Source organism: Variovorax sp. E3 (assembly GCF_016082275.1).
GTDB lineage: Bacteria > Pseudomonadota > Gammaproteobacteria > Burkholderiales > Burkholderiaceae_C > Variovorax.
In genome coordinates, this window is sequence record NZ_MOWM01000066.1 from 1 (window position 1) to 23,672 (window position 23,672).

General features: G+C 65.7%; 17 protein-coding genes, 1 tRNA gene and 7 pseudogenes. 1 reads left to right on the forward strand and 24 read right to left on the reverse strand.

The features are described from left to right. The 3 genes and pseudogenes from BMG07_RS21960 to BMG07_RS21970 all read right to left on the reverse strand — a co-directional run. Nucleotides 1-1,253: efflux RND transporter periplasmic adaptor subunit (locus tag BMG07_RS21960; protein ID WP_198086323.1), on the reverse strand; the 1,253-nt coding region annotated here is incomplete at its 3' end. Between the two features lie 43 nt (nucleotides 1,254-1,296). Then, nucleotides 1,297-2,771, reverse strand: a pseudogene (locus tag BMG07_RS21965) (efflux transporter outer membrane subunit). After that, nucleotides 2,764-3,306, reverse strand: a complete 543-nt coding sequence (locus BMG07_RS21970) for a MarR family winged helix-turn-helix transcriptional regulator (RefSeq protein ID WP_198086324.1) — start codon at nucleotides 3,304-3,306, stop codon at nucleotides 2,764-2,766. Before BMG07_RS21970 ends, BMG07_RS21965 begins: the two are co-directional and overlap by 8 nt. Nucleotides 3,307-3,382: 76 nt before the next feature. Here BMG07_RS21970 and BMG07_RS21975 point away from each other — a divergent pair, with 76 nt between their 5' ends. Next, nucleotides 3,383-5,167: an ABC transporter transmembrane domain-containing protein gene (locus tag BMG07_RS21975; protein ID WP_198086325.1), complete on the forward strand. Its 1,785-nt coding sequence runs from the start codon at nucleotides 3,383-3,385 to the stop codon at nucleotides 5,165-5,167. A gap of 31 nt (nucleotides 5,168-5,198) precedes the next feature. Here BMG07_RS21975 and BMG07_RS21980 read toward each other — a convergent pair whose 3' ends face one another. From BMG07_RS21980 to BMG07_RS22080, 21 genes and pseudogenes are all read right to left on the reverse strand, one after another. Next, nucleotides 5,199-5,663, reverse strand: coding sequence for a DUF1178 family protein (locus BMG07_RS21980; protein WP_198086326.1), 465 nt, complete (start codon nucleotides 5,661-5,663; stop codon nucleotides 5,199-5,201). Between the two features lie 7 nt (nucleotides 5,664-5,670). Beyond that, the gene (locus BMG07_RS21985; protein ID WP_198086327.1) at nucleotides 5,671-6,282 is read right to left on the reverse strand and encodes an NUDIX domain-containing protein; all 612 of its coding nucleotides are present in this window, start codon (nucleotides 6,280-6,282) and stop codon (nucleotides 5,671-5,673) included. Between the two features lie 7 nt (nucleotides 6,283-6,289). Further along, nucleotides 6,290-6,595: a DUF2818 family protein gene (locus BMG07_RS21990; protein WP_198086328.1), complete on the reverse strand. Its 306-nt coding sequence runs from the start codon at nucleotides 6,593-6,595 to the stop codon at nucleotides 6,290-6,292. A gap of 31 nt (nucleotides 6,596-6,626) precedes the next feature. Continuing rightward, nucleotides 6,627-8,115, reverse strand: a pseudogene (gene nuoN, locus BMG07_RS21995) (NADH-quinone oxidoreductase subunit NuoN). Between the two features lie 24 nt (nucleotides 8,116-8,139). Next, nucleotides 8,140-9,614: pseudogene (locus BMG07_RS22000) on the reverse strand (NADH-quinone oxidoreductase subunit M). A 25-nt stretch (nucleotides 9,615-9,639) separates the two neighbouring features. Then, complete coding sequence (gene nuoL, locus BMG07_RS22005) at nucleotides 9,640-11,679, reverse strand: NADH-quinone oxidoreductase subunit L (protein WP_198086329.1); 2,040 nt, start codon at nucleotides 11,677-11,679, stop codon at nucleotides 9,640-9,642. Nucleotides 11,680-11,686: 7 nt separating this feature from the next. Beyond that, nucleotides 11,687-11,995, reverse strand: a complete 309-nt coding sequence (gene nuoK / locus BMG07_RS22010; RefSeq protein WP_019653383.1) for an NADH-quinone oxidoreductase subunit NuoK — start codon at nucleotides 11,993-11,995, stop codon at nucleotides 11,687-11,689. Then, nucleotides 11,992-12,647, reverse strand: a pseudogene (locus tag BMG07_RS22015) (NADH-quinone oxidoreductase subunit J). Before BMG07_RS22015 ends, nuoK begins: the two are co-directional and overlap by 4 nt. Before the next feature lie 37 nt (nucleotides 12,648-12,684). Beyond that, nucleotides 12,685-13,206, reverse strand: a complete 522-nt coding sequence (gene nuoI, locus BMG07_RS22020) for an NADH-quinone oxidoreductase subunit NuoI (protein ID WP_198086330.1) — start codon at nucleotides 13,204-13,206, stop codon at nucleotides 12,685-12,687. A gap of 17 nt (nucleotides 13,207-13,223) precedes the next feature. Then, complete coding sequence (gene nuoH / locus BMG07_RS22025; RefSeq protein ID WP_198086331.1) at nucleotides 13,224-14,303, reverse strand: NADH-quinone oxidoreductase subunit NuoH; 1,080 nt, start codon at nucleotides 14,301-14,303, stop codon at nucleotides 13,224-13,226. Beyond that, entirely contained in the window at nucleotides 14,300-16,465 is a 2,166-nt protein-coding gene (gene nuoG, locus BMG07_RS22030) for an NADH-quinone oxidoreductase subunit NuoG (protein WP_198086332.1), read from the reverse strand. The genes nuoH and nuoG overlap by 4 nt, the downstream gene beginning before the upstream one ends. Further along, the gene (gene nuoF / locus BMG07_RS22035; RefSeq protein ID WP_198086333.1) at nucleotides 16,458-17,822 is read right to left on the reverse strand and encodes an NADH-quinone oxidoreductase subunit NuoF; all 1,365 of its coding nucleotides are present in this window, start codon (nucleotides 17,820-17,822) and stop codon (nucleotides 16,458-16,460) included. The genes nuoG and nuoF overlap by 8 nt, the downstream gene beginning before the upstream one ends. After that, nucleotides 17,822-18,370 (reverse strand): NADH-quinone oxidoreductase subunit NuoE, encoded by a 549-nt coding sequence (nuoE, locus tag BMG07_RS22040; RefSeq protein WP_269759264.1) that lies wholly within the window; start codon nucleotides 18,368-18,370, stop codon nucleotides 17,822-17,824. Before nuoE ends, nuoF begins: the two co-directional genes overlap by 1 nt. A gap of 10 nt (nucleotides 18,371-18,380) precedes the next feature. Next, nucleotides 18,381-19,634 carry an NADH-quinone oxidoreductase subunit D gene (locus BMG07_RS22045; RefSeq protein WP_198086334.1) on the reverse strand — a complete coding sequence of 418 codons (1,254 nt, stop codon included), beginning with the start codon at nucleotides 19,632-19,634 and terminating at the stop codon, nucleotides 18,381-18,383. A gap of 1 nt (nucleotide 19,635) precedes the next feature. Then, nucleotides 19,636-20,247, reverse strand: coding sequence for an NADH-quinone oxidoreductase subunit C (locus tag BMG07_RS22050; RefSeq protein ID WP_198086335.1), 612 nt, complete (start codon nucleotides 20,245-20,247; stop codon nucleotides 19,636-19,638). Between the two features lie 13 nt (nucleotides 20,248-20,260). Beyond that, nucleotides 20,261-20,740, reverse strand: a complete 480-nt coding sequence (locus BMG07_RS22055; RefSeq protein ID WP_007837763.1) for an NADH-quinone oxidoreductase subunit B family protein — start codon at nucleotides 20,738-20,740, stop codon at nucleotides 20,261-20,263. A 15-nt stretch (nucleotides 20,741-20,755) separates the two neighbouring features. Beyond that, nucleotides 20,756-21,114: pseudogene (locus BMG07_RS22060) on the reverse strand (NADH-quinone oxidoreductase subunit A). 67 nt (nucleotides 21,115-21,181) lie between these two features. Next, nucleotides 21,182-21,266, reverse strand: a tRNA-Leu gene (locus tag BMG07_RS22065). Between the two features lie 119 nt (nucleotides 21,267-21,385). Next, nucleotides 21,386-21,795, reverse strand: a pseudogene (secG, locus tag BMG07_RS22070) (preprotein translocase subunit SecG). A gap of 39 nt (nucleotides 21,796-21,834) precedes the next feature. Continuing rightward, nucleotides 21,835-22,598, reverse strand: a pseudogene (gene tpiA, locus BMG07_RS22075) (triose-phosphate isomerase). Nucleotides 22,599-22,611: 13 nt separating this feature from the next. Next, nucleotides 22,612-23,610: an NAD(P)H-quinone oxidoreductase gene (locus BMG07_RS22080; protein WP_198086336.1), complete on the reverse strand. Its 999-nt coding sequence runs from the start codon at nucleotides 23,608-23,610 to the stop codon at nucleotides 22,612-22,614. Between the last annotated feature and the right edge of the window lie 62 nt (nucleotides 23,611-23,672).

Genomic DNA, 23,672 nt, shown 5'->3' on the forward strand with positions numbered 1-23,672 from the left:
GCCGTGGCCGGTGCGCTGCGGCCGAGGTTGGCCGCGACGATGCGGTCGACTTCGGCGTCGGCGCCGCGGTCGAGCTGGCTGTAGACGGCCGTCTGCGTCAGCGCGGTGGCGCGCGGCGCGTCGGCGAGCATCTTGCCGCTCTTGGACGAGATGTCGATCTCGGCGTCCATCGACAGGCCGATGCGCAGCGGGTTGGCCTTGAGCTGCTCGGGGTCGAGCGCGATGCGCACGGGCACGCGCTGCACCACCTTGATCCAGTTACCGGTGGCGTTCTGCGCGGGCAGCAACGCGAACGCGCTGCCGGTGCCCACGCCCAGGCCCGCGACCTTGCCGGTGTACTCGACCTTCTTGCCGTACACGTCGGCGGTGAGCTTCACGGGCTGGTCGATGCGGATGTTGCGCAGCTGCACTTCCTTGAAGTTGGCGTCGACCCACAGCTGGTTGAGCGGCACGATCGACATCATCGGCGTGCCGGCGGCCACGCGCTGGCCCAGTTGCACGGTGCGCTTGGCGACGTAGCCGTCGACCGGCGCGGGCATGGCCACGCGCTGGGTGGCCAGGTAGGCCTCGCGCACCTTGGACGCGGCGGCCAGCACGCTGGGGTGCTGCGCCACGCTGGTGCCTTCGGTCAGCGACTGGTTGCTGACCAGCGCTTCCTTGGCGGCGACCACGCCGGCCTGCGCCGCGGCGAGCGCGCTCTTGGCGGTGTCCAGTTGCGTCTCGGCGTGGTTGAGTTCTTCCTTCGACACGGCGCCGTTGCCCGACAGCGCGCGGCGGCGCTGCAGGTCGTCCTGCGCCTTGGCGATGTCGCTCTGCGCCTTGACGATGTCCGACTGGCGCAGCGTGACTTGCGCGGCCAGCGAGCCGTTGTTGGCGTACAGCGTGCGCACCTGGCGCACGGCCTGCGCGAGCGCGGCCTCGGCCTGCTCCAGCGCCACCTTGGCGTCGGCCGGGTCGAGCTGCACCAGCGGCTGGCCGGCCTTGACGAAGTCGGTGTCGTCGGCGCCGATGGCCATGACGGTGCCGCCGATCTGCGGCGTGATCTGGATCACGTTGCCCGAGACGTAGGCGTTGTCGGTGTCCTCGTAGTGGCTGGCGACCAGCCATTCGTAGAGGCCCCAGCCGCCGCCGGCGACGATGACCACGGCGGCCAGCGCGGTGAGTGCGCGGCGGCGCTTGCCATTGCCGGCGGGCGCCTCGGGGGTAACGGGAGCTGTCGAGGCAGCGGGCGTCGGAGTGTTGTTATCGCTCATGATGAAGTTCTTTCCGAAGACGAGGAAGGCGTATCTGTTCAGTTCAGTTCACTGCGGCTGACGGTGCCGCTGCCGTGGCGGTGGCCGGGGGCTGCCAGCCGCCGCCCAGCGCGCGCGCCAGGCCGACCTGCGTGTCGAGCGCCCGCGCGGCGAGATCGACCGCCAGTCGGCGTTGCGCCAGCACGGAGGTTTCCGCGGTCAGCACATTGAGGTAGTTGCCCAGGCCCGCGCGGTAGCGCTGCACGGCAATGTCGTAGGCGCTTCGGCAGCGGTCTGCGCGGCGCGTTGTTCGGCCTGCTGGCGCGCGATCGACTGCGCGCTCGTGACCTGGTCGGCCGCGTCGCGCACGGCGTCGATCACGGTGGCGTTGTAGCTTTCGATGGCCACGTCGAGGTCGGCCGACTTGCCGCGCAAGTTGGCGCGCAGCTTGCCGCCCTCGAAGATCGGCAGGCTGATGGCCGGGCCCACGCCCCACTGCTCGCTGCCCGACTTCAGGAGCTTGCCGAAGCCCAGGCTCTGGAAGCCGACGAAGGCCGTGAGGTTCACGTTGGGATAGAACAGCGTCTTGGCGTTGGCCACGTCGCTGCTGGCCGCTTCGACGCGCCAGCGCGCGGCGGCGATGTCGGCGCGGCGGCCCAGCAGGTCGGCGGGAATGTTGGCCTGCAGCGCAATCGGCTTGACCTCGCCCAGCAGCGGCGGCTTGAGCGACTGCGACACGTTGGGCTGGCCCACGAGCGCGTCGAGCGCATGCTGCTGCAGCGCGATCTGTTCGTTGAGCGCTTCGATCTGCTGGCGCGCCTCGGGCAGGCCGCCTTCGCTCTGGCGCAGTTCGAGGCGGGTGTCCAGGCCGGCCGACACGCGGTCGCGCACGAGCTTGAGGGTTTCGTCGCGCTGCGCCAGCGTGCGCTTGGCCACGGTGAGCTGGTCGTTCAGGCGGGCCCACTGGAAGTAGCTGCGCGCCACGTTGCTCGCAAGCAGCACGCGGGCGGCATCGGCATCGGCGGCCGTGGCGTTGGCCGCGCCGATGGCGGTGTCCAGCGCGGTGCGGTTCTTGCCGAAGAAGTCGAGCTCCCAGCTCGCGCCCAGCTGCAGCAGGCCGATGTTCTGGATCGAGCCGCCCAGCGGTGCCGGGTAGATGTAGTTGCTGTTGAACTTCTGGCGGTTCAGGTCGAGCTCGGCATTGACCTTGGGCTTGAGGGCCGCGCCGGCGATGTCGGCCGATGCCTGCGCGCGCGTGAGGCGGGCCTGGGCGATCTGCAGGTTCGGGTTGCCGGCCACGGCCTGGTCGATCAGCGTGTTGAGCTGGCCGTCGCCGAAGGCGAGCCACCATTGGCTGTCCAGGCGCGACACCGGCACCGCGGCGCTGTCGGGGGCAATGCCCAGCGACGTGGCGTCGCGCAGCTTGGCCTGCGCGCCGATGCCGGCCATGTCGGCGCAGCCGGCCAATGCGACCACCAGCAACGCGGCGGCCACGACGGGGGTGCGACGCACAGCGCGCACGGCGAGGGAATCAGTCATTTTTATCTCCACGGGCCGCGAGAGCCTGTGCGTTGTCGAGGATGCGGCGCAAGTAACCCTTGAGCTGCTCCCATTCCTCGGTGGTGAAACCTGCAAGATGTTCGTTTTGCACACGGCTGAGCACGTACGGCACTTCCTTGGCGGCGGCACGGCCTTCGTCGGTGAGTTCGATGTTGACGACGCGGCGGTCTTCGAGCGAGCGCACGCGGCGGCACAGGCCCTTGGCCTCGAGGCGGTCGAGCAGGCGCGTCATGGCGCCGGTGTCGAGCTCGCAGGCACGGGCCAGTTCGGCCACGGTGGTGGCGGCGCCCACGTGCAACTTGTACAGGGGCACCCATTGCGGATAGGTCGGGCTGCCGGGCTCGCACATGCGGGTCTCGACCGACTGGCCGACCGCCGTCACGATGCGCCGCATCAGGTAGCCGATGCTGTCTTCGGCCCGATAGGTCTCGGCCCGGTAGAACGACGCGGCCGGCACGCGCCGCTCAGCGTCGGCGGTGACCGAGGAGTCTTGGGGGGAGGTGGCATCGCTCATGGGTCAAATATTAGCTGCCGAGGCAATTATTGTCAAGGCTACCTTTGTAGGGGCAAGGGATCGTTAGAATCCCGGCATGGCTTCTACCCCTCCGTCTTCCATGGCCAAGGGCTCGCCCCGGTCGCTGTCGGGCCTGAGCCCTTTTCTTCGCCCCTACCGGGTCCAGATCGTCCTGGCGGCGCTCTTTCTGGTGATGGCGGCGGTGACCACGCTGGTTTTTCCTATCGCCCTGCGCAGCCTGATTGACGGCGGCTTGATCAACCCCGACAAAGGCGCCCAGACCATGGCGCTGCGCGAGCACTTCGGCGCCCTCTTCGCCGTGGCCGTGGCGCTGGGGCTTTTCTCGGCGGCGCGCTTCTATACGGTGAGCTGGCTGGGCGAACGCGTCACGGCCGACATCCGCAACGCGGTCTACGGCCACGTGCTCAAGCAGAGCCCGGCCTTCTTCGAGACCACGCAGACCGGCGAGGTGCTGTCGCGCCTGACGGCCGACACCACGCTGGTCCAGACCGTCGTCGGCTCGTCGCTGAGCATGGGCCTGCGCAACGCGGTGATGGGCGTGGGCGCGCTGGCGGTGCTGGTGTGGACCAACCCCTACGTGATGGTGCAGGTGCTGGGCATCCTGGTGCTGGTGGTGCTGCCGAGCATGTGGTTCGGCCGCCGCGTGCGCAAGCTGTCGCGCGCCAGCCAGGACCGCGTGGCCGATTCGAGCGCCATCGCCGCCGAGGTGCTGAACGCGATTCCGGTGGTGCAGAGCTACACGGCCGAAGGCCGCGAGGCCGCGCGCTTCAACGGCTCGACCGAGAACGCCTTTCGCACCGCCGTGCGCCGCACGCGGGCGCGCTCGGTGCTGGTGGCGTTCATCATCATCGCCACGTCGGCGGCGCTGCTCTGGGGCCTGTACCAGGGCACGCAAGCGGTGCTGCGCGGCGACATCACGGCCGGCCACCTGGGACAGACCGTGGTGTACGTCGCCATCCTGGCCAGCGCCACCGCCGTGCTCGGCGAGGTCTATGGCGACCTGCTGCGCGCCGCCGGCGCCACCGAGCGCCTGATGGAGCTGCTGCATGCGCCCGCGGCCATCGTCTCGCCGACCCGCCCCGCCGACGCGCCCGTTCCGGCGGCCGGCAGCGCCATCCGCTTCGATGCGGTGACCTTCCACTACCCGTCGCGGCCCGGCACGCCGGCGCTGCGCGATTTCAACCTCGACGTGGCGCCCGGCGAAACCGTGGCGCTGGTCGGCTCGAGCGGCGCGGGCAAGAGCACGGTGTTCCAGCTGCTGCTGCGCTACTACGACCCGCAATCGGGCCGCCTCGTGCTCGACGGCACGCCGCTGGCCTCGCTCGCCCTGTCCGACCTGCGCACCCGCATCGGCCTGGTGCCGCAGGACGCGGTGATCTTCTCGGCCAGCGCGTTCGAGAACATCCGCTACGGCCGCCCCGAGGCCACCGCCGACGAGGTGCACGCCGCCGCGCGCGCGGCCTTCGCCCACGACTTCCTGCAGGCCCTGCCCGAGGGCTACGACACCTTCCTGGGCGAGCGCGGCGTGCGCCTGTCGGGCGGCCAGCGTCAGCGCATCGCGATTGCACGGGCCATTCTCAAGAACCCGCCGCTGCTGCTGCTGGACGAGGCCACCAGCGCGCTCGACGCCGAAAGCGAGCGCATGGTGCAGGCCGCGCTGGAATCGGCGATGGAAGGCCGCACCACGCTCGTGATCGCGCACCGGCTGGCGACGGTGCAGAAGGCCGACCGCATCATCGTGCTGGACCACGGCGGCATCGTCGAACAAGGAACGCACGCGACGCTGGTCGCGCAAGGCGGGGTGTATGCGCGCCTTGCGGCGCTGCAGTTCACGGCCTGAGCGGGCCCGGCCTGGCTGGCCGGGCAGCCGGTTATTGCAGGGTTTCCTTGAGCGCCGCCGGTAGCGGCAGCGCCATCACCGGAATGCCCTCGTCGAGCAGCGCTTCGGTCTGCTCAGGCGTGGCCTGCCCACGGATGCCGCGCTCCTCGGCCTCGCCGTAGTGCATCTTGCGGGCCTCGTCGGCAAAACGGTCGCCGACGTCTTCGGTCTTCGCGAGCACTTCGCGCACGGCGCGCATCCAGCGGGCTTCGGGCGAGGCGGCGCGTTGTTCGGCCGGCACCTGCGCGCCTGCAACGGATGCGGCGGCAGCCTCCTGCGGGGCCTTGGGATTGCCGAGGTTCAGGCGCGGCGCGCTCAGCAGCTTGACCACGGCGGTGTCGCCGCAGACCGGGCACTCGACCAGCCCGCCCGCCAACTGGGTCTCGAAAGCCTCGTTGGACGCGAACCAGCCCTCGAAGCCGTGGCCGAGCGTGCAGCGGAGATCAAGAACCTTCATGCGCGGATTATCCCGCGCTGCCTTCAGGAGGCAGGGCCTTCCAGTCCAGTGCCCATGCGCCCGAAAGGACGTTCTGCAGCCACAGGGTGCAGGTCAGCGTCTTGGCGTCGGTCACGGTGCCGTCGCGGCACCAGCCGGACAGCTCGTCGGGCGTGGCCGTGAACACGTCGAGGAACTCGCCGTGGTCGAGCTGGCGCTCGCCGAGCGACAGGCCGCGCGCGAAGTAGATGTGGATGATTTCGGTCGAGTACGCCACCGCCAGGTGCATGGCGCCGGCATGCGCCCATTCGCGCGCGGTGTAGCCGGTTTCCTCGAGCAGCTCGCGCCGGCCGCAGACGAAGGGGTCTTCGCCCGCGTCGATCTTGCCGGCCGGGAACTCGACCATCACGTGGCCCACGGGATAGCGGAACTGGCGCTCCAGCACCACGCGGCCGTCGTCCAGCAGCGGAATCACCACCACCGCGCCCGGATGCAGCACGTACTCGCGCGTGGCGTTGTGGCCGTCGGGCAGGCGGATGGTGTCGCGCCTGGCGTGCAGGAAGTTGCCCTTGAAGAGCTCCTCGCTCTTCACGAGCTCTTCACGCAGGTGCGAATCGGTGGTGCCGGTGGATGAGGTCATGTCGTCGTCAGTGCCTGTGTTTCATCAGGTAGCGCCAGGTGAACCCCGGAAAGGCCAGCACGATGAACAGCGCGCCGGTCACCGCATAGAACTCCCAGCCCTGCGGCGCGATCTGCCCTGCCCTGCGCTCGAACAGCAGCCCGACGGCGCCGGCCAGAAAGTACAAGACCACCAGCTCGGCGAGCCGCACCGCCAGCGACTTCGGTGAAGTCGGCAGCGGCACGACGCCGAACAGGCGGTCGTTGAAGAACGGCAGGTTGGCGGCCACGAGGGCCACCAGCAGCACGACCCAGACAGACGCGGTTTGCGACACCTTGGAGGACGAACGACGGGCCGGGGCCGCGTCAGTGGGCCAGGGTGGCCACGATCGCGTCGTAGCACAGCGTCATGAGGCCGCCGGGCACGATGCCCAGGATCAGGATCAGCGCGCCGTTGATCGTCAGCACCATGCGCACGTCGCGCGGGGCCGACACGGTGGTGGCCGTGACGGGCGCGTCGAAGTACATGACCTTGACCACGCGCAGGTAGTAGAACGCGCCGATCAGCGACATGATCACCGCGAACACGGCCAGGCCGATGTAGATGGCGTGGCCCGAGGCGATCAGCGCCTGCAGCACCGCCAGCTTGGCGTAGAAGCCGACCAGCGGCGGCAGGCCGGCCAGCGAGAACATCGCGATGGCCATCACGCCGGCGTACAAGCGGGCTGCGCTGGTTCAGGCCGGCCAGGTCGGTGATCTCTTCGCTTTCGAAGCCTTCGCGCGCCAGCAGCAGGATGATGCCGAAGCTCGCCAGCGTGGTCAGCACGTAGGTCACGATGTAGAACATCGAGGCGCTGTAGGCGTACTGGGCGTTGTAGGTGCCCTGCTGGTCCGAACCGGCGACCAGGCCCAGCAGCATGAAGCCCATCTGCGAGATCGTCGAATACGCCAGCATGCGCTTGAGGTTGCTCTGCGCAATGGCGGCCAGGTTGCCCACCAGCAGCGAGGCGATGGCCAGCACGGCCAGCATCTGCTGCCAGTCGATGGCCAGCGGCTGCAGTGCGTCGACCAGCAGGCGGATGATGATGGCGAAGGCTGCCAGCTCGGGCGCCGCGCCGATCAGCAGCGTGATCGCGGTCGGCGCGCCCTGGTAGACGTCGGGCACCCACATGTGGAACGGCGCGGCGCCCACCTTGAATGCCAGGCCGGCCACGATGAACACCAGGCCGAACACCAGCACCTGGTGGTTCACCTTGCCGCTCGCGATGGTCTTGAACACTTCGTTGACGTCCAGCGAACCGGTGGCGCCGTACATCATCGACAGGCCGTACAGCAGGAAGCCGCTGGCCATGGCGCCGAGCACGAAGTACTTCATGGCGGCTTCGCTGGCGGTCGCGTTGTCGCGGCGCAGCGCCACCAGCGCGTAGCTCGACAGCGTGAGCAGTTCCAGGCCCAGGTAGATCAGCAGGAAGTTGCTGCCCGAGATCATCACGAACATGCCCAGCAGCGCGAACATGCTGATGGTGAACATCTCGCCGCCGCGCAGCATCTCGCGGTCGGCCGCATACGGACGGCCGTAGACCAGCGTGACCATCAGGGCCACGGTGGCGAAGCACTTGAGCCAGTTGCCCATCGGGTCGCTGACGACCATGCCGCCGAAGCCGTAGGCCGTCTTGCCGTCGTAGGCCTGCAGGCCCGACAGCACGGCGACCACGCCCAGCGTGAGCAGCGTCAGCACATAGGTGCGGGTGCGGCGATGGCTCGTGGTGGACAGGTCGACCAGTGCAATGATGCAGGTCATGACCAGCAACACGATTTCGGGGTAGATCGTGACCCAGCTGATTTTGTCAATCATCTCGTTCTCTTCTTCAGCGTGGAATCAAGGCAGCTTCGAGACTGCCACATGGCGCAGGAGCCCGGTCACCGAGGCGTCCATGGCGTCGGTGAAAGGCTTCGGGAACAGGCCAATCCACAGCACGGCGATCGCCAGCAGCGACAGCATCAGGAATTCGCGCGCGTTGATGTCCTTCAGTTCCTTGACGTGGTCGTTGCCGACCGGGCCCAGGTACACGCGCTTGTACATCCACAGGGTGTAGCCGCGCCGAAGATCAGCGCGGTGGCGGCGCCCAGGCCGATCCAGAAGTTGGCCTTGACCGCCCCCAGGATCACCATCCACTCGCCCACGAAACCGGCGGTGCCCGGCAGGCCGCAATTGGCCATGGCGAACAGCAGCGCGAACGCGGCGAACTTGGGCATGGTGTTGACCACGCCGCCGTAGTCGGCGATCTGGCGCGAGTGCACGCGGTCGTACAGCACGCCGATGCCCAGGAACATGGCGCCCGAGACGAAGCCGTGCGCAATCATCTGCACGATGCCGCCGGACACGCCCAGCTCGTTGAAGATGAAGAAGCCGAGCGTCACGAAGCCCATGTGGGCCACCGACGAGTAAGCCACCAGCTTCTTCATGTCCTGCTGCACCAGCGCGACCAGGCCCACGTAGATCACGGCGATCAGCGACAGCGCGATCATGAGCCAGGCCCATTCGTGCGAGGCGTCGGGCGCGATGGGCATCGAGAAGCGCAGGAAGCCGTAGGCACCCAGCTTCAGCATGATCGCGGCCAGCACGGCGGAGCCGCCGGTGGGCGCTTCCACGTGCACGTCGGGCAGCCAGGTGTGCACCGGCCACATCGGCACCTTCACCGCGAAGGCCGCGAAGAAGGCGAAGAACAGGAAGGTCTGCGCGGTCGAACCCAGCGGCAGCTTATGCCAGGCCAGGATGTCGAAGCTGCCGCCCGACTTGTTGTACAGGAAGATCAGCGCCACCAGCATCAGCAGCGAGCCGAGCAAGGTGTACAGGAAGAACTTGAACGCCGCGTAGATCTTGTTCGGGCCGCCCCAGATACCGATGATCAGGTACATCGGGATCAGCGTGGCTTCGAAGAACACGTAGAACAGCACGCCGTCCAGCGCGGAGAACACGCCGATCATGAAGCCCGACAGGATCAGGAACGCGCCCATGTACTGGTTCACGCGCTCGGTGATCACTTCCCAGGCCGAGATCACGACGATCACGGTGATGAACGACGTCAGCAGCACCAGCCAGAGCGACAGGCCGTCGATCCCCAGGTGGTAGTTGACGTTGAAACGCGCGATCCAACCCGTCTTCTCGACGAATTGCATGGCGTCGGTACCGTTCTGGAAACGCGTGAACAGCGGAACCGTGACCAGAAAGCTCACGATGGCACCGACCAGCGCGACCCAGCGCACGCCGCGGGCGTGCTCATCACGGCCAAACGCCAGCAGCACGGCGCCGAATGCGATCGGCACCCAGATGGCAAGGCTCAACAAACCCATTTTTCTTTTTCTCCAGCGTTCAGGCTCAGCGTTTGAACCAGACGAAGTACGTCATGAGGACGAAGATGCCGAGCAGCATCGCGAAGGCATAGTGATAGATGTAGCCGGACTGCATCCAACGCACCACGCCGGAGATACGGCCGATCACTTTCCATGAACCGTTGACGACGGCGCCATCGATGATGGCCTGGTCGCCGCCCTTCCACAGACCGGTACCGAGCGCACGCGTACCGCGGGCGATGATGTTCTCGTTGATCCAGTCGAGGTAGTACTTGTTTTCAAGCAGCTTGTAGACCGGGCCGAAGGCACGCTTGATCGCGGCCGGCAGCGCCGGGTTGATCATGTACATGTACCAGGACATGACCACGCCGGCCAGCGCCAGCCAGAACGGCGCCGCCGTCAGGCCGTGGATGGCCATGGCCACCGGGCCGTGGAAGGCTTCTTCGAGCTCCTTCATGGCGTGGTGCTTGGCACCGTCCACGAAGATGGCGGTCTTGAAGAACTCGCCGAACAGCATCGAGTCGATCGTCATGAAGCCGATCACCACCGACGGAATGGCCAGCAGCACCAGCGGCAGCCAGACCACCATGGGTGACTCGTGCGGCTTGTGGTCGTGATGACCGTGGCCGTGGTCGTCATGGCCATGGTCGTCGTGGGCGTCATGGTGCGCGTCGGGGTTCTGGTCGTAGCGTTCCTTGCCGTGGAAGACCAGGAAGTACATGCGGAACGAATAGAACGCCGTGATGAACACGCCGGCCAGCACCGCGTAGTACGCGAAGTTCGCGCCCCACAGGTGGCTTTCGTGCACCGCTTCGATGATGCTGTCCTTCGAGTAGAAGCCCGAGAAGAACGGCGTGCCGATCAGCGCCAGCGAACCCACCAGCGAGGTGATCCAGGTGATGGGCATGTACTTGCGCACGCCGCCCATCCAGCGGATGTCCTGGTTGTGGTGCATGCCGATGATCACCGAGCCCGCGCCCAGGAACAGCAGCGCCTTGAAGAACGCGTGCGTCATCAGGTGGAACACCGCGACCGAGTAGGCCGAGGCACCGAGCGCCACCGTCATGTAGCCCAGCTGCGAAAGCGTCGAGTACGCGACCACGCGCTTGATGTCGTTCTGGATGATGCCCAGGAAGCCCATGAACAGCGCGGTGATGGCGCCGATCACGAGGATGAAGCTCAGGGCCGTGTCGCTCAGCTCGAACAGCGGCGACATGCGCGCCACCATGAAGATGCCGGCCGTCACCATCGTTGCCGCGTGGATCAGCGCGGAGATGGGCGTCGGGCCTTCCATCGAGTCGGGCAGCCACACGTGCAGCGGGAACTGCGCGCTCTTGCCCATCGCGCCGATGAACAGGCAGATGCAGATCACGGTGATGAGCATCCACTCGGTGCCCGGGAACGTGATGCCGGCCAGCATGTTGGCCTTGGCGAAGGCTTCGGTGTAGTTCAGCGTGCCGGCGTAGGCGGCGATCAGGCCGATGCCCAGGATGAAGCCGAAGTCGCCCACGCGGTTGACCAGGAAGGCCTTCATGTTCGCGAAGATCGCGGTCGGCTTGTTGAACCAGAAACCGATCAGCAGGTACGACACCAGGCCCACCGCCTCCCAGCCGAAGAACAGCTGGAGCATGTTGTTGCTCATGACGAGCATCAGCATCGAGAACGTGAACAGCGAGATGTACGAGAAGAAGCGGTTGTAGCCGTCGTCTTCTTCCATGTAGCCGATGGTGTAGATGTGCACCATCAGCGACACGAAGGTCACGACGCACATCATCATGGCGGTGAGGCCGTCGACCATGAAGCCGACTTCCATCTTCAGGCCGCCCACGACCATCCACTCGTAGAGGGTTTCGTTGAAGCGGGCACCGTCGACGATCACGCTCTTGAGCGTCATGGCCGAGATGACGAAGGCGATCAGCACGCCCAGGATGGTCAGCGAATGCGTGACCTTGCGGCCGATGTGATTGCCGCCGAATTTTGTGCCGAACAGGCCGGCAAGGGCTGCGCCGACCAGGGGTGCCATCGGCACGGCCAGCAAGGTGGATGCGGAAAGGGTTGCGCTCATGTTGCTTTCAACCCTTGAGCGAGTTGAGTTCGTCCACGTTGATGTTCGACTTGTTGCGGAACAGCAGAACCAGCAGCGCCAGCCCAATGGCCGACTCGGCCGCGGCCACCGTCAGGATGAAGAACACGAAGATCTGTCCGTGCATGTCGCCCAGGAAGTGCGAGAACGCCACGAAGTTCATGTTGACCGCCAGCAGCATCAGCTCGATGGCCATCAGCAGAACGATCAGGTTCTTGCGGTTCAGGAAGATGCCGATCACCGACAGCGCGAAGAGCATCGCGCCGAGCGAAAGAAAATGTCCGAGCGTGAGCGTCATGCCTTGTTTTCCTTTGCCGCGTCCGCAGTTGCAGCTTCAGCCACGGGTTCGGCCGCACGCGTCACGGGCATCTGCACGATGCGCACGCGGTCACGCGCCTTCACGCGCACCTGGTCGGCCGGGTTGGTGTACTTGCTGTCCTTGCGGGTACGCAACGTCAACGCAATGGCGGCCACGATGGCCACGAGCAGGATGACAGCGGCAATTTCCAGCGGATACAGATATTGCGAATACAGCAGCTTGCCCAGCTCGAGGGTGTTCGAGCTGTCAGGCGCCATGCACCCGTGGTGGGACGCGCTTCGCCCAGGCGGAAACCGCCCATGAGCACGGCCGCCATTTCGAGCGCAATGAGTGCGCCGACGCCCGCGGCCAGCGGGAAGTGCTTCCAGAAGCCCTCTCGCAGGCTGTCGACGTTGATGTCCAGCATCATCACGACGAACAGGAACAGCACCATCACGGCGCCGACATACACCAGCACCAGCGAGATCGCGAGGAACTCCGCGCGCAGCAGCAGCCAGATGGCCGAGGCCTGGAAGAAAGCCAGCACCAGGTACAGCGCTGCGTACACGGGGTTGCGGGAGGTGATGACGCGGAACGCTGCGAACAGCAGCACCGCGGCAAACAGATAGAACAGACCGGTCTTGACGTCCATGGAATTCGAATGGGTACGGGGTTCGGGCTGGTCGGAATCAGCGGTACTTGGCGTCGGCCGCCTTGTTCGCTGCAATTTCGTTTTCGTAGCGGTCGCCCACGGCCAGCAGCATGTCCTTGGTGAAGTACAGGTCGCCGCGCTTTTCGCCGTGGTATTCGAAGATGTGCGTCTCGACGATCGAGTCGACCGGGCAGCTCTCTTCGCAGAAGCCGCAGAAGATGCACTTGGTCAGGTCGATGTCGTAGCGCGTGGTGCGGCGCGAGCCGTCGTCACGCACATCGGACTCGATGGTGATGGCCAGCGCCGGGCAGACGGCTTCGCACAGCTTGCAGGCAATGCAGCGCTCTTCGCCGTTTTCGTAGCGGCGCAGCGCGTGCAGGCCGCGAAAGCGCGGCGACAGCGGCGTCTTTTCTTCGGGGAACTGAACGGTAATCTTGCGGGCGAAGGCGTACTTGCCGGTAATGGCCAGGCCCTTGAACAGTTCGAACAGCATGAAGCTGCCCAGAAAGTCCTTGAGCGAGAACGGCGCGGACGGTGTTGCGGTGTGCGCAGCAGACATGGTGTTGGCGCTTCCTGTTATTTCCAGATGTTGAACGGCGTCTGCATCCAGCCACCGACCACGACCAGCCACACGAGGGTGACGGGAATGAAGATCTTCCAGCCCAGACGCATGATCTGGTCATAGCGGAAGCGCGGGAATGTCGAGCGCACCCACAGGAACATGGTGACCACGCAGAAGGTCTTGGCACCGAGCCAGATCCAGCCCGGAATGAAGCTCAGGAACTCGAACGGCGGCAGCCATCCGCCGAGGAACAGCACCACGGTCAGGATCGAGACGAGCCACATGTTGGCGTACTCGGCCAGGAAGAACATCGCGAAGCTCATGCCCGAGTACTCGATCATGTGGCCGGCCACGATTTCGGACTCGCCTTCCACCACGTCGAACGGGTGGCGGTTGGTTTCGGCAAGGCCCGAGATGAAGTAGACGACGAAGATCGGCAGCAGCGGCAGCCAGTTCCACGACAGGAAGCCGACGCCCATGTTGGCGAACATGCCCTTGCCCTGAACGTTCACGATCTCGCTCATGTTCAGGCTGCCGGTGACCATCAGCACGACGACGAAGCAGAAGCCCATCGCGATTTCGTAGCTCACCATCTGTGCCGAGGCGCGCAGCGCGCCCAGGAAGGCGTACTTCGAGTTCGAGGCCCAGCCGGCGATGATCACGCCGTACACCTCGAGCGAGGTGATGGCCATCACGAACAACAGGCCGGCGTTGATGTTGGCCAGCGCCACATCGGGACCGAACGGAATCACGGCCCATGCGGCCAGCGCCGGCATGATGGTCATGATCGGGCCCAGCAGGAACAGGCCCTTGTTGGCGACCGTCGGAAGAATGATTTCCTTGGTCATCAGCTTGAGCGCGTCGGCGATCGGCTGGAGCAGGCCCAGCGGTCCGATGCGATTGGGGCCGATGCGGATCTGCGTGAAGCCGATGGCCTTGCGTTCCCACAGCGTGAGGTACGCCACGGCCAGCATCAGCGGGATCACCACGACGATGATCTTGATCAGCGTCCAGACCACGGGCCAGACCACGGCGGTCCACCAGCCGGCGGCAACCAGGCTCTGGCCGAAGCCATGAATAGCGTCGACGCTCATGCCAGTGCCTCCTCGGCACGAGCCGGTGCGCCCGACGATGCATGGCGTGCATCGGCGGTCAGTTGCAGCGATGGTGCGCGGCGCACGATCGAGTCGAGCTGGTAGATGCTCGCGACCACGGGCGCGGCAGCCGCGCCGTTGGAAGCGACGACATTGGCAGCGGTGGCGTTGCTCAGCGCATTCGTCGGCACGGCGCCGTTGTCGCCGATGGTGGCGAGCACGTCGGCGGTCGATTCGAACGCAAAGCCCGGCAGGCCCAGCAGGTTGGCCAGCACGCGCAGCACCTTCCAGGCCGGACGCGTTTCGCCTTGCGGCTTCACGACGGCGTGGAAACCTTGCAGGCGGCCTTCGGCATTGACGAAGGTACCGGGGGTTTCGGTGAACGGAGCAATCGGGAGCAGCACGTCGCTGAACGCCAGGTTGGCCTTGAAGGGGCTGAGCGTGACCACCATCTGTGCATTGCCGATGACGTCGGCGGCGGCAGCGCCGGCAGCCGAGTCGAACACCGGTTCGTTGTTCAGCAGCAGCACGGCCTTCAGGCCGGAGCCCGCTGCGAGCATGCGGCCGGCATCGAGGCCGCCGTTCTTGGGGAACGCGCCGACGAGCTGCGCGCCCACGGTGTTGGCGGCTTCGGTCAGGTAGCCGACGGTGGCGCCGGTTTGCGCGCCGATCCAGTTCGCCAGCGCCAGCAGGCTGCCGGCTTGGGCGTGGTGGGCGGCGGCATTGCCGAGCAGCACGGCCTTGCGCTCGCCGCTCAGCAGCGAAGCGGCGATGGCCTTGGCGGCGGCGTCGGGTGCGTTCTTCGGCGCCAGCGGCGCGGCGGCGCCACTGGTTTCGCCGATGGCGGCGGCCACGGCGGCCAGCGCCTCGACCCACTGGTCGGCTTCGACGATCGATGCTTGCGCCACGTCGATGGCCCAGGCGTCGCGGTCGGCCATCAGGCCTGCGGAGGTAATGACCGACAGCGCGGCGCCCTTGCGCACGGCCTGGCGGATGCGCTGCGCGAACAGCGGATGGTCCTTGCGCAGGTTCGAGCCGACGACCAGCGCGCGCTGCACTTGCGTGAGCGAGGCGATCGAGGTGCCGAGCCAACGCACGCCTTCGAAGGCCGTGAATTCGGCGTTGCGCAGGCGGTAGTCGATGTTGTCGCTGCCGAGTTCACGCGTGAGCATGGCGGCGAGCTGCAGCTCTTCGAGCGTGCTGTGCGGGCTGACGAGCGTGCCGATGCTCTGGGCACCGTGGTCGGCCTTGATCTGCTTGAGACCGTTGGCGACGTACTCGAGCGCCGTCTGCCAGTCGACCTGCTGCCATTGGCCGCCCTGCTTGAGCATGGGCTGCGTCAGGCGTTCCGTGCCGTTGAGCGCTTCGTACGAGAAGCGGTCGCGGTCGGCGATCCAGCATTCGTTGACGTCTTCGTTCTCCAGCGGCACCACGCGCATCACGCGGTTGTTCTTGACCTGGACGATCAGGTTGGCACCGGTGGAGTCGTGCGGGCTCACCGACTTGCGGCGCGACAGTTCCCAGGTGCGGGCGCTGTAGCGGAAGGGCTTGCTCGTGAGCGCGCCGACCGGGCAGATGTCGATCATGTTGCCCGACAGCTCGGAGTCGACCGAGTCGCCCACGAAGGTTTCGATTTCGGAGTGCTCGCCGCGTTGCGTCATGCCCAGCTCCATCACGCCGGCCACTTCCTGGCCGAAGCGGACGCAGCGCGTGCAATGGATGCAGCGGCTCATTTCTTCCATGCTGATCAGCGGGCCGACGTCCTTGTGGAACACGACGCGCTTTTCTTCCTCGTAGCGCGAGGAAGAACCGCCATAGCCCACGGCCAGGTCTTGCAGCTGGCATTCGCCGCCCTGGTCGCAGATGGGGCAATCCAGCGGGTGGTTGATCAGGAGGAACTCCATGACCGACTGCTGCGCCTTGATGGCCTTTTCGCTCTTGGTGCGAACAATCATGCCCTGCGTGACGGGCGTGGCGCAGGCCGGCATCGGCTTGGGCGCCTTTTCCACGTCGACCAGGCACATGCGGCAGTTGGCCGCGATGCTGAGTTTCTTGTGATAGCAGAAGTGCGGGATGTACGTGCCCGCCTTGTCGGCCGCATGCATGATCATGCTGCCTTCGGTCACGTCGACCTTCTTGCCGTCGAGTTCGATTTCAACCATATGTGTGTTTCTCGCGCTCAGGCTGGACCGGCGCTTTGGGAACGGAGCCCGGAATCAGGGCTTCGAACTCATGACGGAAGTGCTTGATCATGGCGCGCACCGGCATGGCCGCTGCATCGCCGAGGGCGCAGATCGTGCGGCCCTGGATGTTGTCCGCGACGGAGTTCAGCAGGTCCATGTCGCTCGCCCTGCCCTGCCCGTTGTGGATGCGGTCCACCACGCGGTAGAGCCAGCCCGTGCCTTCGCGGCACGGCGTGCACTGGCCGCAGGACTCGTGCATGTAGAAGTACGAGAGGCGCTTGAGCGACTCGACCATCGAGCGGCTGTCGTCCATGACGATCACCGCGCCCGAACCCAGCATGGAGCCGGCCTTGGCGATGGAGTCGTAGTCCATGGTGCAGGCCATCATGATGTCGGCCGGCAGCACGGGCGACGACGATCCGCCGGGGATCACGGCCTTCAGCGTGCGGCCCTTGCGGACCCCGCCCGCCAGCTCGAGCAGCTTGGAGAACGGCGTGCCCATGGGCACTTCGTAGTTGCCGGGCAGCTCGACGTCACCGCTCACCGAGTAGATCTTGGTGCCGCCGTTGTTCGGCTTGCCGCACTCGAGGTAGGCCGGACCGCCGTTGCGGATGATCCAGGGCACCGCCGCGAAGGTCTCGGTGTTGTTGATGGTGGTCGGCTTGCCGTACAGGCCGAAGCTGGCCGGGAACGGCGGCTTGAAGCGCGGCTGGCCCTTCTTGCCTTCGAGCGATTCGAGCAGCGCGGTTTCTTCGCCGCAGATGTAGGCGCCGAAGCCGTGGGCCGCGTGCAACTGGAAGTTGTACGTGCTGCCCATGATCTTGTCGCCGAGGTAGCCGGCGGCGCGCGCTTCTTCGAGGGCTTCCTCGAAGCGGTCGTAGCTGTCGAAGATTTCGCCGTGGATGTAGTTGTAGCCCACGCTGATGCCCATTGCATACGCTGCAATGGCCATGCCTTCGATCACGATGTGCGGGTTGAACTGCAGGATGTCGCGGTCCTTGCACGTACCCGGCTCGCCTTCGTCCGAATTGCAGACGAGGTACTTCTGGCCCGGGAACTGGCGGGGCATGAAGCTCCACTTCAGGCCGGTCGGGAAACCGGCGCCGCCGCGGCCGCGCAGGCCCGAGGCCTTGACTTCGGCGATCACCTGGTCGGGCGTGAGGCCCTCGGTCAGGATCTTGCGCAGGGCCTGGTAGCCGCCGCGCGCTTCGTAGTCGGCCAGGCGCCAGTTGGTGCCGTCGAGGCCCGCATAGATCTGCGGCTCGATGTGGCGGTCATGGAAACAGGTCTGGACGCCCGTGGCCTGGAACTGCTTGAGCACTTGTTCGGGTGACATCACGAAGCCTCCCCTTTGGTTGCCGGCGTGGCGCCGCGCAGGCCGTCGATGAGCTGGTCGAGCTTTTCGTTGCTCATGAAGCTGCACATGGTGCGGTCGTTGACCAGCATCACGGGCGAGTCGGCGCAAGCACCCAGGCACTCGCTCTGCTGCAGCGTGAACACGCCGTCGGTCGTGGTCTCGCCCATCTTGATGCCCAGCTTCTTCTCGAGATGCACGAGGGCGGTGACGCCGTCGCGCAGCTGGCAAGGCAGGTTGGTGCACACGTTGAGCTTGAACTTGCCCACCGGATGCTGGTTGTACATGTTGTAGAAGGTCGTCACCTCGTGCACGGCGATGGGCGCCATGCCGAGGTAGTCGGCGATCTCGCGCTCGCGCTGCAGGCTGACGTAGCCTTCGTCCTGCTGGACGATGGCCAAGCAGGCCATCACGGCCGATTGCTTGCCTGCTTCAGGGTACTTGGCGACCTCGCGCGCGAAGCGCTCGAGGATTGCAGGTTTCAACGGCGCCGAAGGCGCCGTGTCATGGTGGGTCGAGGAAGTCGTCATTCGCTCTTTCTCACCTGTCGATCTCGCCGAACACGATGTCCATCGTGCCGATCACCGCGACAGCGTCGGCGATCATGTGACCGCGCGACATTTCGTCGAGGGCGGCGAGGTGCGGGAAGCCAGGGGCGCGGATCTTCAGGCGGTACGGCTTGTTGGCGCCGTCGCTCACGAGATAGATGCCGAACTCGCCCTTCGGATGCTCGACGGCGGCATACGCTTCGCCTTCGGGCACATGGAAGCCTTCGGTGAAGAGCTTGAAATGGTGGATCAGCTCCTCCATGTTCGCCTTCATCGATTCGCGCGCGGGCGCGGCGACCTTGTGGTTGCTGGTGATGACCGGGCCAGGGTTGGCACGCAGCCAGGTCGAGCACTGCTGGATGATCTTGTTGGCCTGGCGCATCTCCTCGACGCGAACCAGGTAGCGGTCGTAGCAGTCGCCGGTCTTGCCCAGCGGCACGTCGAACTCCATGCGGTCGTAGACGTCGTAGGGCTGCTTCTTGCGCAGGTCCCACTCGATGCCCGAGCCGCGCAGCATGGGGCCGGTGAAGCCCAGGTTCAGCGCGCGCTCCGGCGTGACCACGCCGATGCCCACGGTGCGCTGCTTCCAGATGCGGTTGTCGGTGAGGAGCGTCTCGTACTCGTCGACCATCTTCGGGAAGCGCTTGCAGAAGGCGTCGACGAAGTCGAGCAGCGAACCCTGGCGGTCTTCGTTCAGGCGCTCGATGGCCTTCGCGTTCTTGATCTTGCTGACCTTGTACTGCGGCATCGCGTCCGGCAGGTCGCGGTAGACGCCGCCCGGACGGAAGTACGCCGCGTGCATGCGCGCGCCGGACACGGCTTCGTACATGTCGAACAGGTCTTCACGCTCGCGGAAGCAGTAGATGAGCATGTTCATCGCGCCGCAGTCCAGACCGTGCGCGCCGAGCCACAGCAGGTGGTTCAGCAGGCGGGTGATCTCGGCGAACATCACGCGGATGTACTGCGCGCGGACCGGCACGTCCAGGCCCATCATCCGCTCGATGGCGAGACAGTAGGCGTGCTCGTTGCTCATCATCGACACGTAGTCGAGACGGTCCATGTACGGCAACGACTGGATGAAGGTGCGCGATTCGGCGAGCTTCTCGGTCGCGCGGTGCAGCAGGCCGATGTGGGGGTCGGCGCGCTGGATCACTTCGCCGTCCAGCTCGAGCACCAGGCGCAGCACGCCGTGTGCCGCAGGGTGCTGGGGACCGAAGTTGAGTGTGTAGTTCTTGATTTCGGCCATATCAGTGCAAACCGCCGCCGTAGTTGTCTTCGCGGATCACGCGCGGGGTGATTTCGCGCGGCTCGATCGATACCGGCTGGTAGACCACGCGCTTCTGTTCTTCGTCGTAACGCATTTCGACATGTCCCGACACGGGGAAGTCCTTGCGGAACGGGTGGCCGATGAAGCCGTAGTCGGTCAGGATGCGGCGCAGGTCGTCGTGACCTTCGAACACGATGCCGTACAGGTCGAAGGCTTCGCGCTCGAACCAGGTGGCGGCGTTCCAGACGGGCTGCAACGAATCGACCACGGGCAGGTCTTCGCTCGGCGCGAACACCTTCAGGCGCACGCGCTGGTTGAGGCTCACGGACAGCAGGTGCGTGACGACGCAATAGCGATCGCCCTGCCACTCGCCTTCGCGGTAGTCGGAGTAGTCCATGCCGCACAGGTCGATCAGCTGCTCGAAACGGCAGCCGGGCGCATCGCGCAGCAGCAGCGCGGCTTCGGTGTAGTCGGTCGAGTCGACCACCACGGTCACCTCGCCGAGCGCGAGCGTCACGCTCTTGGCCTTGTCACCGAGCGCTTCGGCGATGTTGGCGCGCAGCACCTCCGGCGAAATTGCAAAGTCAGTCATCGTCGGCAATCTCTCAGGCGCGGGCAATGGTGTTGGTGCGGCGAATCTTCTGCTGCAACTGGATCACGCCGTAAAGCAGGGCTTCGGCGGTGGGCGGGCAACCCGGCACATAGACGTCGACGGGCACGATGCGGTCGCAGCCGCGCACGACCGAATAGCTGTAGTGGTAGTAACCACCGCCATTGGCGCACGAGCCCATCGACAGCACCCAGCGCGGCTCGGGCATCTGGTCGTAGACCTTGCGCAGCGCCGGCGCCATCTTGTTGCACAGCGTGCCGGCCACGATCATCAAATCAGACTGACGGGGGCTGGGACGAAACAGCATGCCGAAGCGGTCGATGTCGTAGCGGGCGGCGCCCGCGTGCATCATTTCCACCGCACAGCATGCGAGGCCGAACGTCATCGGCCAGAGAGATCCGGTCTTCGCCCAATTCACCACCGAGTCATAGGTGGTCGTGACGAAACCTTCTTTGAGAACGCCTTCAATGGCCATCGTGTGCTTTCCTTGTCATTCCCAGTCGAGCGCGCCTTTTTTCCACTCGTAGGCGAAGCCCACGACGAGGATGGCGAGGAAGATCATCATGCCCAGAAGCCGACAGCACCGATCTCCTTGAGCGCAATGGCCCACGGAAAGAGAAAGGCAATTTCGAGATCGAACAGGATGAAGAGAATGGCGACGAGGTAATAGCGCACGTCGAATTTCATGCGCGCATCCTCGAAGGCTTCAAAGCCACACTCGTAGGGAGCGTTCTTTGCGGCGTCGGGCCGATTGGGGCCGAGAATGTATCCGATGACCTGAGGTGCGACGCCTACGCCGACTCCGACCAAAATGAACAAAAGGACGGGGAGGTAGGAGTCGAGATTCATCGAGAGTTTTTCACCGCTTGCCACCGGCAAGAAGAACCTCTGGATGAGGTTTTCTGCCGATGAGATTTGGTGCGGTCGGCGAGACTCGAACTCGCACAGCTTTCGCCACTACCCCCTCAAGATAGCGTGTCTACCAATTTCACCACGACCGCGGTTTTTACTGTTCGGATGGCATGAGGTACCTGCAACAGGTATTTGGCTTTCCGAACAGATTTAGAGTTTACCCTGAAATCGAGCCGTTTTTAACGGGCGACTCATGAAAACGAGTTGATTACTTGCTGGGGATCTGACCGGGCGGCGTGGCGGGGGCCGCGGGCGCCGATGCAGGGGCTGCAGGAGCCGCTGCGCCAGGGATTTCACCAGCCGCCGGAGCCGCGGGCGCGGCTGGCGCAGCGGGTGCGCCGACAGCAGCACGCTCGAGCAGCGAACCACCGCCCGCGGGACGCGCGTGGCTGAAGTAAGCCAGCAGCAGCGTGCATGCGAAGAACACGGCGGCCAGCACGGCCGTGGTGCGCGACAGGAAGTTGGCACTGCCGCTGGCGCCGAACAGGCTGCCGGCGCTGCCGCTGCCGAAGGCCGCGCCCATGTCGCGCCCTTGCCGTGCTGGATCAGGATCAGGCCGATCATTGCCAGGGCTGCCAGCATTTGCACGCCGACCAGAAGGTTGAGGACCACGTTCATTCGTTCTTACTCCTAATTGATTGCCGCCGTTGCCCGCGTTCAGCGTGCAGCGGCAGAGATGATCTGCAAAAAGTCGGGCGCCTTGAGCGATGCGCCGCCGATGAGGCCGCCGTCGATGTCGGCCTGTGCAAGCAACTCCGCGGCATTCGCCGCGTTCATGCTGCCGCCATAAAGAATCTTGATGCCCGCGGCGTGCTCGCTCGCCGCGTGATGCAACTGCGCGCGCAGCACAGCATGCACCGCCTGCGCCCGCTCGGGCGAAGCGTCTTGCCCGTGCCGATGGCCCAGACAGGCTCGTAGGCCACGACGATCTCGCTGATGCAATGGCCGTTCACGTGAATGACGGCCGCCAGCTGGCGCTTGACGACCTCTTCGGTCTGCCCTGCTTCGCGCTGTGCCAGCGTCTCGCCGACACAGACGATCGGCGTGATGCCGTTGGCCAACGCGGCAGCTGTCTTGGCAGCCACCGCTTCGTCGGTTTCGCCGTGGTACTGCCGACGCTCGGAGTGACCGACGATGGCATAGCGCACACCGAAGTCCTTCAGCATCGCCGCCGATTGCTCGCCGGTGAAAGCACCTTGCGGGTGCGCCGAAATGTCCTGCGCGCCCAGCGCCAGCGCGGGCGATGTCGCCAGCAGCGACTGCAGCTGCGCAAAGTACGGCGCGGGCGCGCACAGCGCCACGTCGCACGCGGCCGGGCTTGCGGCCAGGCCTTGCTGCAAGGCCTTCACCAGCGCCTCGTTGGCAGCCAGGCCGCCATTCATCTTCCAGTTGCCGGCGATCAGTTTCTTGTTCGTTGTCATCGCGTTCTTCTCGTCACCATGCCAGCACGATCTTGCCGATGTGCTGGTTCGATTCCATCAGCGTGTGAGCCTGGGCCGCGCCGCTGGGTTCACCCGCTGCCGCAAAAGTGCTGTGGATCACGGGCTTGATCGCGCCGCTCTCGAGCAGCGGCCACACCTTCTCGCGCAGCGCCTTGGCAATGGCACCCTTGAACACCACCGGCCGCGGACGCAGCGTCGAGCCGGTGATCGTGAGCCGCCTGCGCAGCACGAGGCCCGCGTTGATCTGGCTCTTCACCCCGCCCTGCACCGCAATGATCACGAGCCGGCCGTCTTCGGCCAGGCACTCGATCTCGCGCGCCACGTAGTCGCCGGCGACCATGTCGAGCACCACGTCCACGCCCTTGCCACCGGTGAGCTTCTTCGCCTCTTCGACGAAATCGCTCGTGCGGTAGTTGATGGCGTGGTCGGCGCCGAGCTTCAGGCAGGCTTCGCACTTGTCGTCGCTGCCGGCCGTGACGATCACCGTGGCACCGAGCGCCTTGGCGATCTGGATCGCCGTCACGCCGATGCCGCTCGAGCCGCCCTGAATGAGCAGCGTCTCGCCCTTTTGCAGGCGGCCGCGCTCGAACACGTTGCTCCAGACGGTGAAGAAGGTCTCGGGCAGCGAAGCCGCCTCGATGTCGCTCCACCCCTTGGGCACGGGCAGGCATTGCGCCACGGGCGCCACGCACAGCTGTGCGTAGCCGCCACCGGCGATCAGCGCGCAAACGCGATCGCCGACCTTGAAGCCCGCCTCGGCCAGCGCCGCGGCATCGCCCGACACGATCTCGCCGGCCACTTCGAGGCCCGGCAGATCGGATGCGCCGGGCGGCACCGGATAGTTGCCCATCCGCTGCAGCACGTCCGGACGATTGACGCCACTCGCCGCGACGCGAATCAGCAGCTCGCCCGCGCCGGCCACCGGATCGGGACGCTGCGCCACGCGCAGCACCTCGGGGGCGCCGAACGAAGTGATTTCAATGGCTTTCATGGTCTTTCGGCCTCCACGCCCGCAGATGGGGCGAAGCTTGATGTTCAAAAGATAGCAGCGGC

Coding starts and splice junctions, on each gene's coding strand:
- BMG07_RS21970 (WP_198086324.1), bottom strand. CDS start 3,306: ATGAGCGATGCCACCTCCCCCCAAGACTCCTCGGTCACCGCCGACGCT.
- BMG07_RS21975 (WP_198086325.1), top strand. CDS start 3,383: ATGGCTTCTACCCCTCCGTCTTCCATGGCCAAGGGCTCGCCCCGGTCG.
- BMG07_RS21980 (WP_198086326.1), bottom strand. CDS start 5,663: ATGAAGGTTCTTGATCTCCGCTGCACGCTCGGCCACGGCTTCGAGGGC.
- BMG07_RS21985 (WP_198086327.1), bottom strand. CDS start 6,282: ATGACCTCATCCACCGGCACCACCGATTCGCACCTGCGTGAAGAGCTC.
- nuoL (WP_198086329.1), bottom strand. CDS start 11,679: ATGAGCGCAACCCTTTCCGCATCCACCTTGCTGGCCGTGCCGATGGCA.
- nuoK (WP_019653383.1), bottom strand. CDS start 11,995: ATGACGCTCACGCTCGGACATTTTCTTTCGCTCGGCGCGATGCTCTTC.
- nuoI (WP_198086330.1), bottom strand. CDS start 13,206: ATGTCTGCTGCGCACACCGCAACACCGTCCGCGCCGTTCTCGCTCAAG.
- nuoH (WP_198086331.1), bottom strand. CDS start 14,303: ATGAGCGTCGACGCTATTCATGGCTTCGGCCAGAGCCTGGTTGCCGCC.
- nuoG (WP_198086332.1), bottom strand. CDS start 16,465: ATGGTTGAAATCGAACTCGACGGCAAGAAGGTCGACGTGACCGAAGGC.
- nuoF (WP_198086333.1), bottom strand. CDS start 17,822: ATGTCACCCGAACAAGTGCTCAAGCAGTTCCAGGCCACGGGCGTCCAG.
- nuoE (WP_269759264.1), bottom strand. CDS start 18,370: ATGACGACTTCCTCGACCCACCATGACACGGCGCCTTCGGCGCCGTTG.
- BMG07_RS22045 (WP_198086334.1), bottom strand. CDS start 19,634: ATGGCCGAAATCAAGAACTACACACTCAACTTCGGTCCCCAGCACCCT.
- BMG07_RS22050 (WP_198086335.1), bottom strand. CDS start 20,247: ATGACTGACTTTGCAATTTCGCCGGAGGTGCTGCGCGCCAACATCGCC.
- BMG07_RS22055 (WP_007837763.1), bottom strand. CDS start 20,740: ATGGCCATTGAAGGCGTTCTCAAAGAAGGTTTCGTCACGACCACCTAT.
- BMG07_RS22080 (WP_198086336.1), bottom strand. CDS start 23,610: ATGAAAGCCATTGAAATCACTTCGTTCGGCGCCCCCGAGGTGCTGCGC.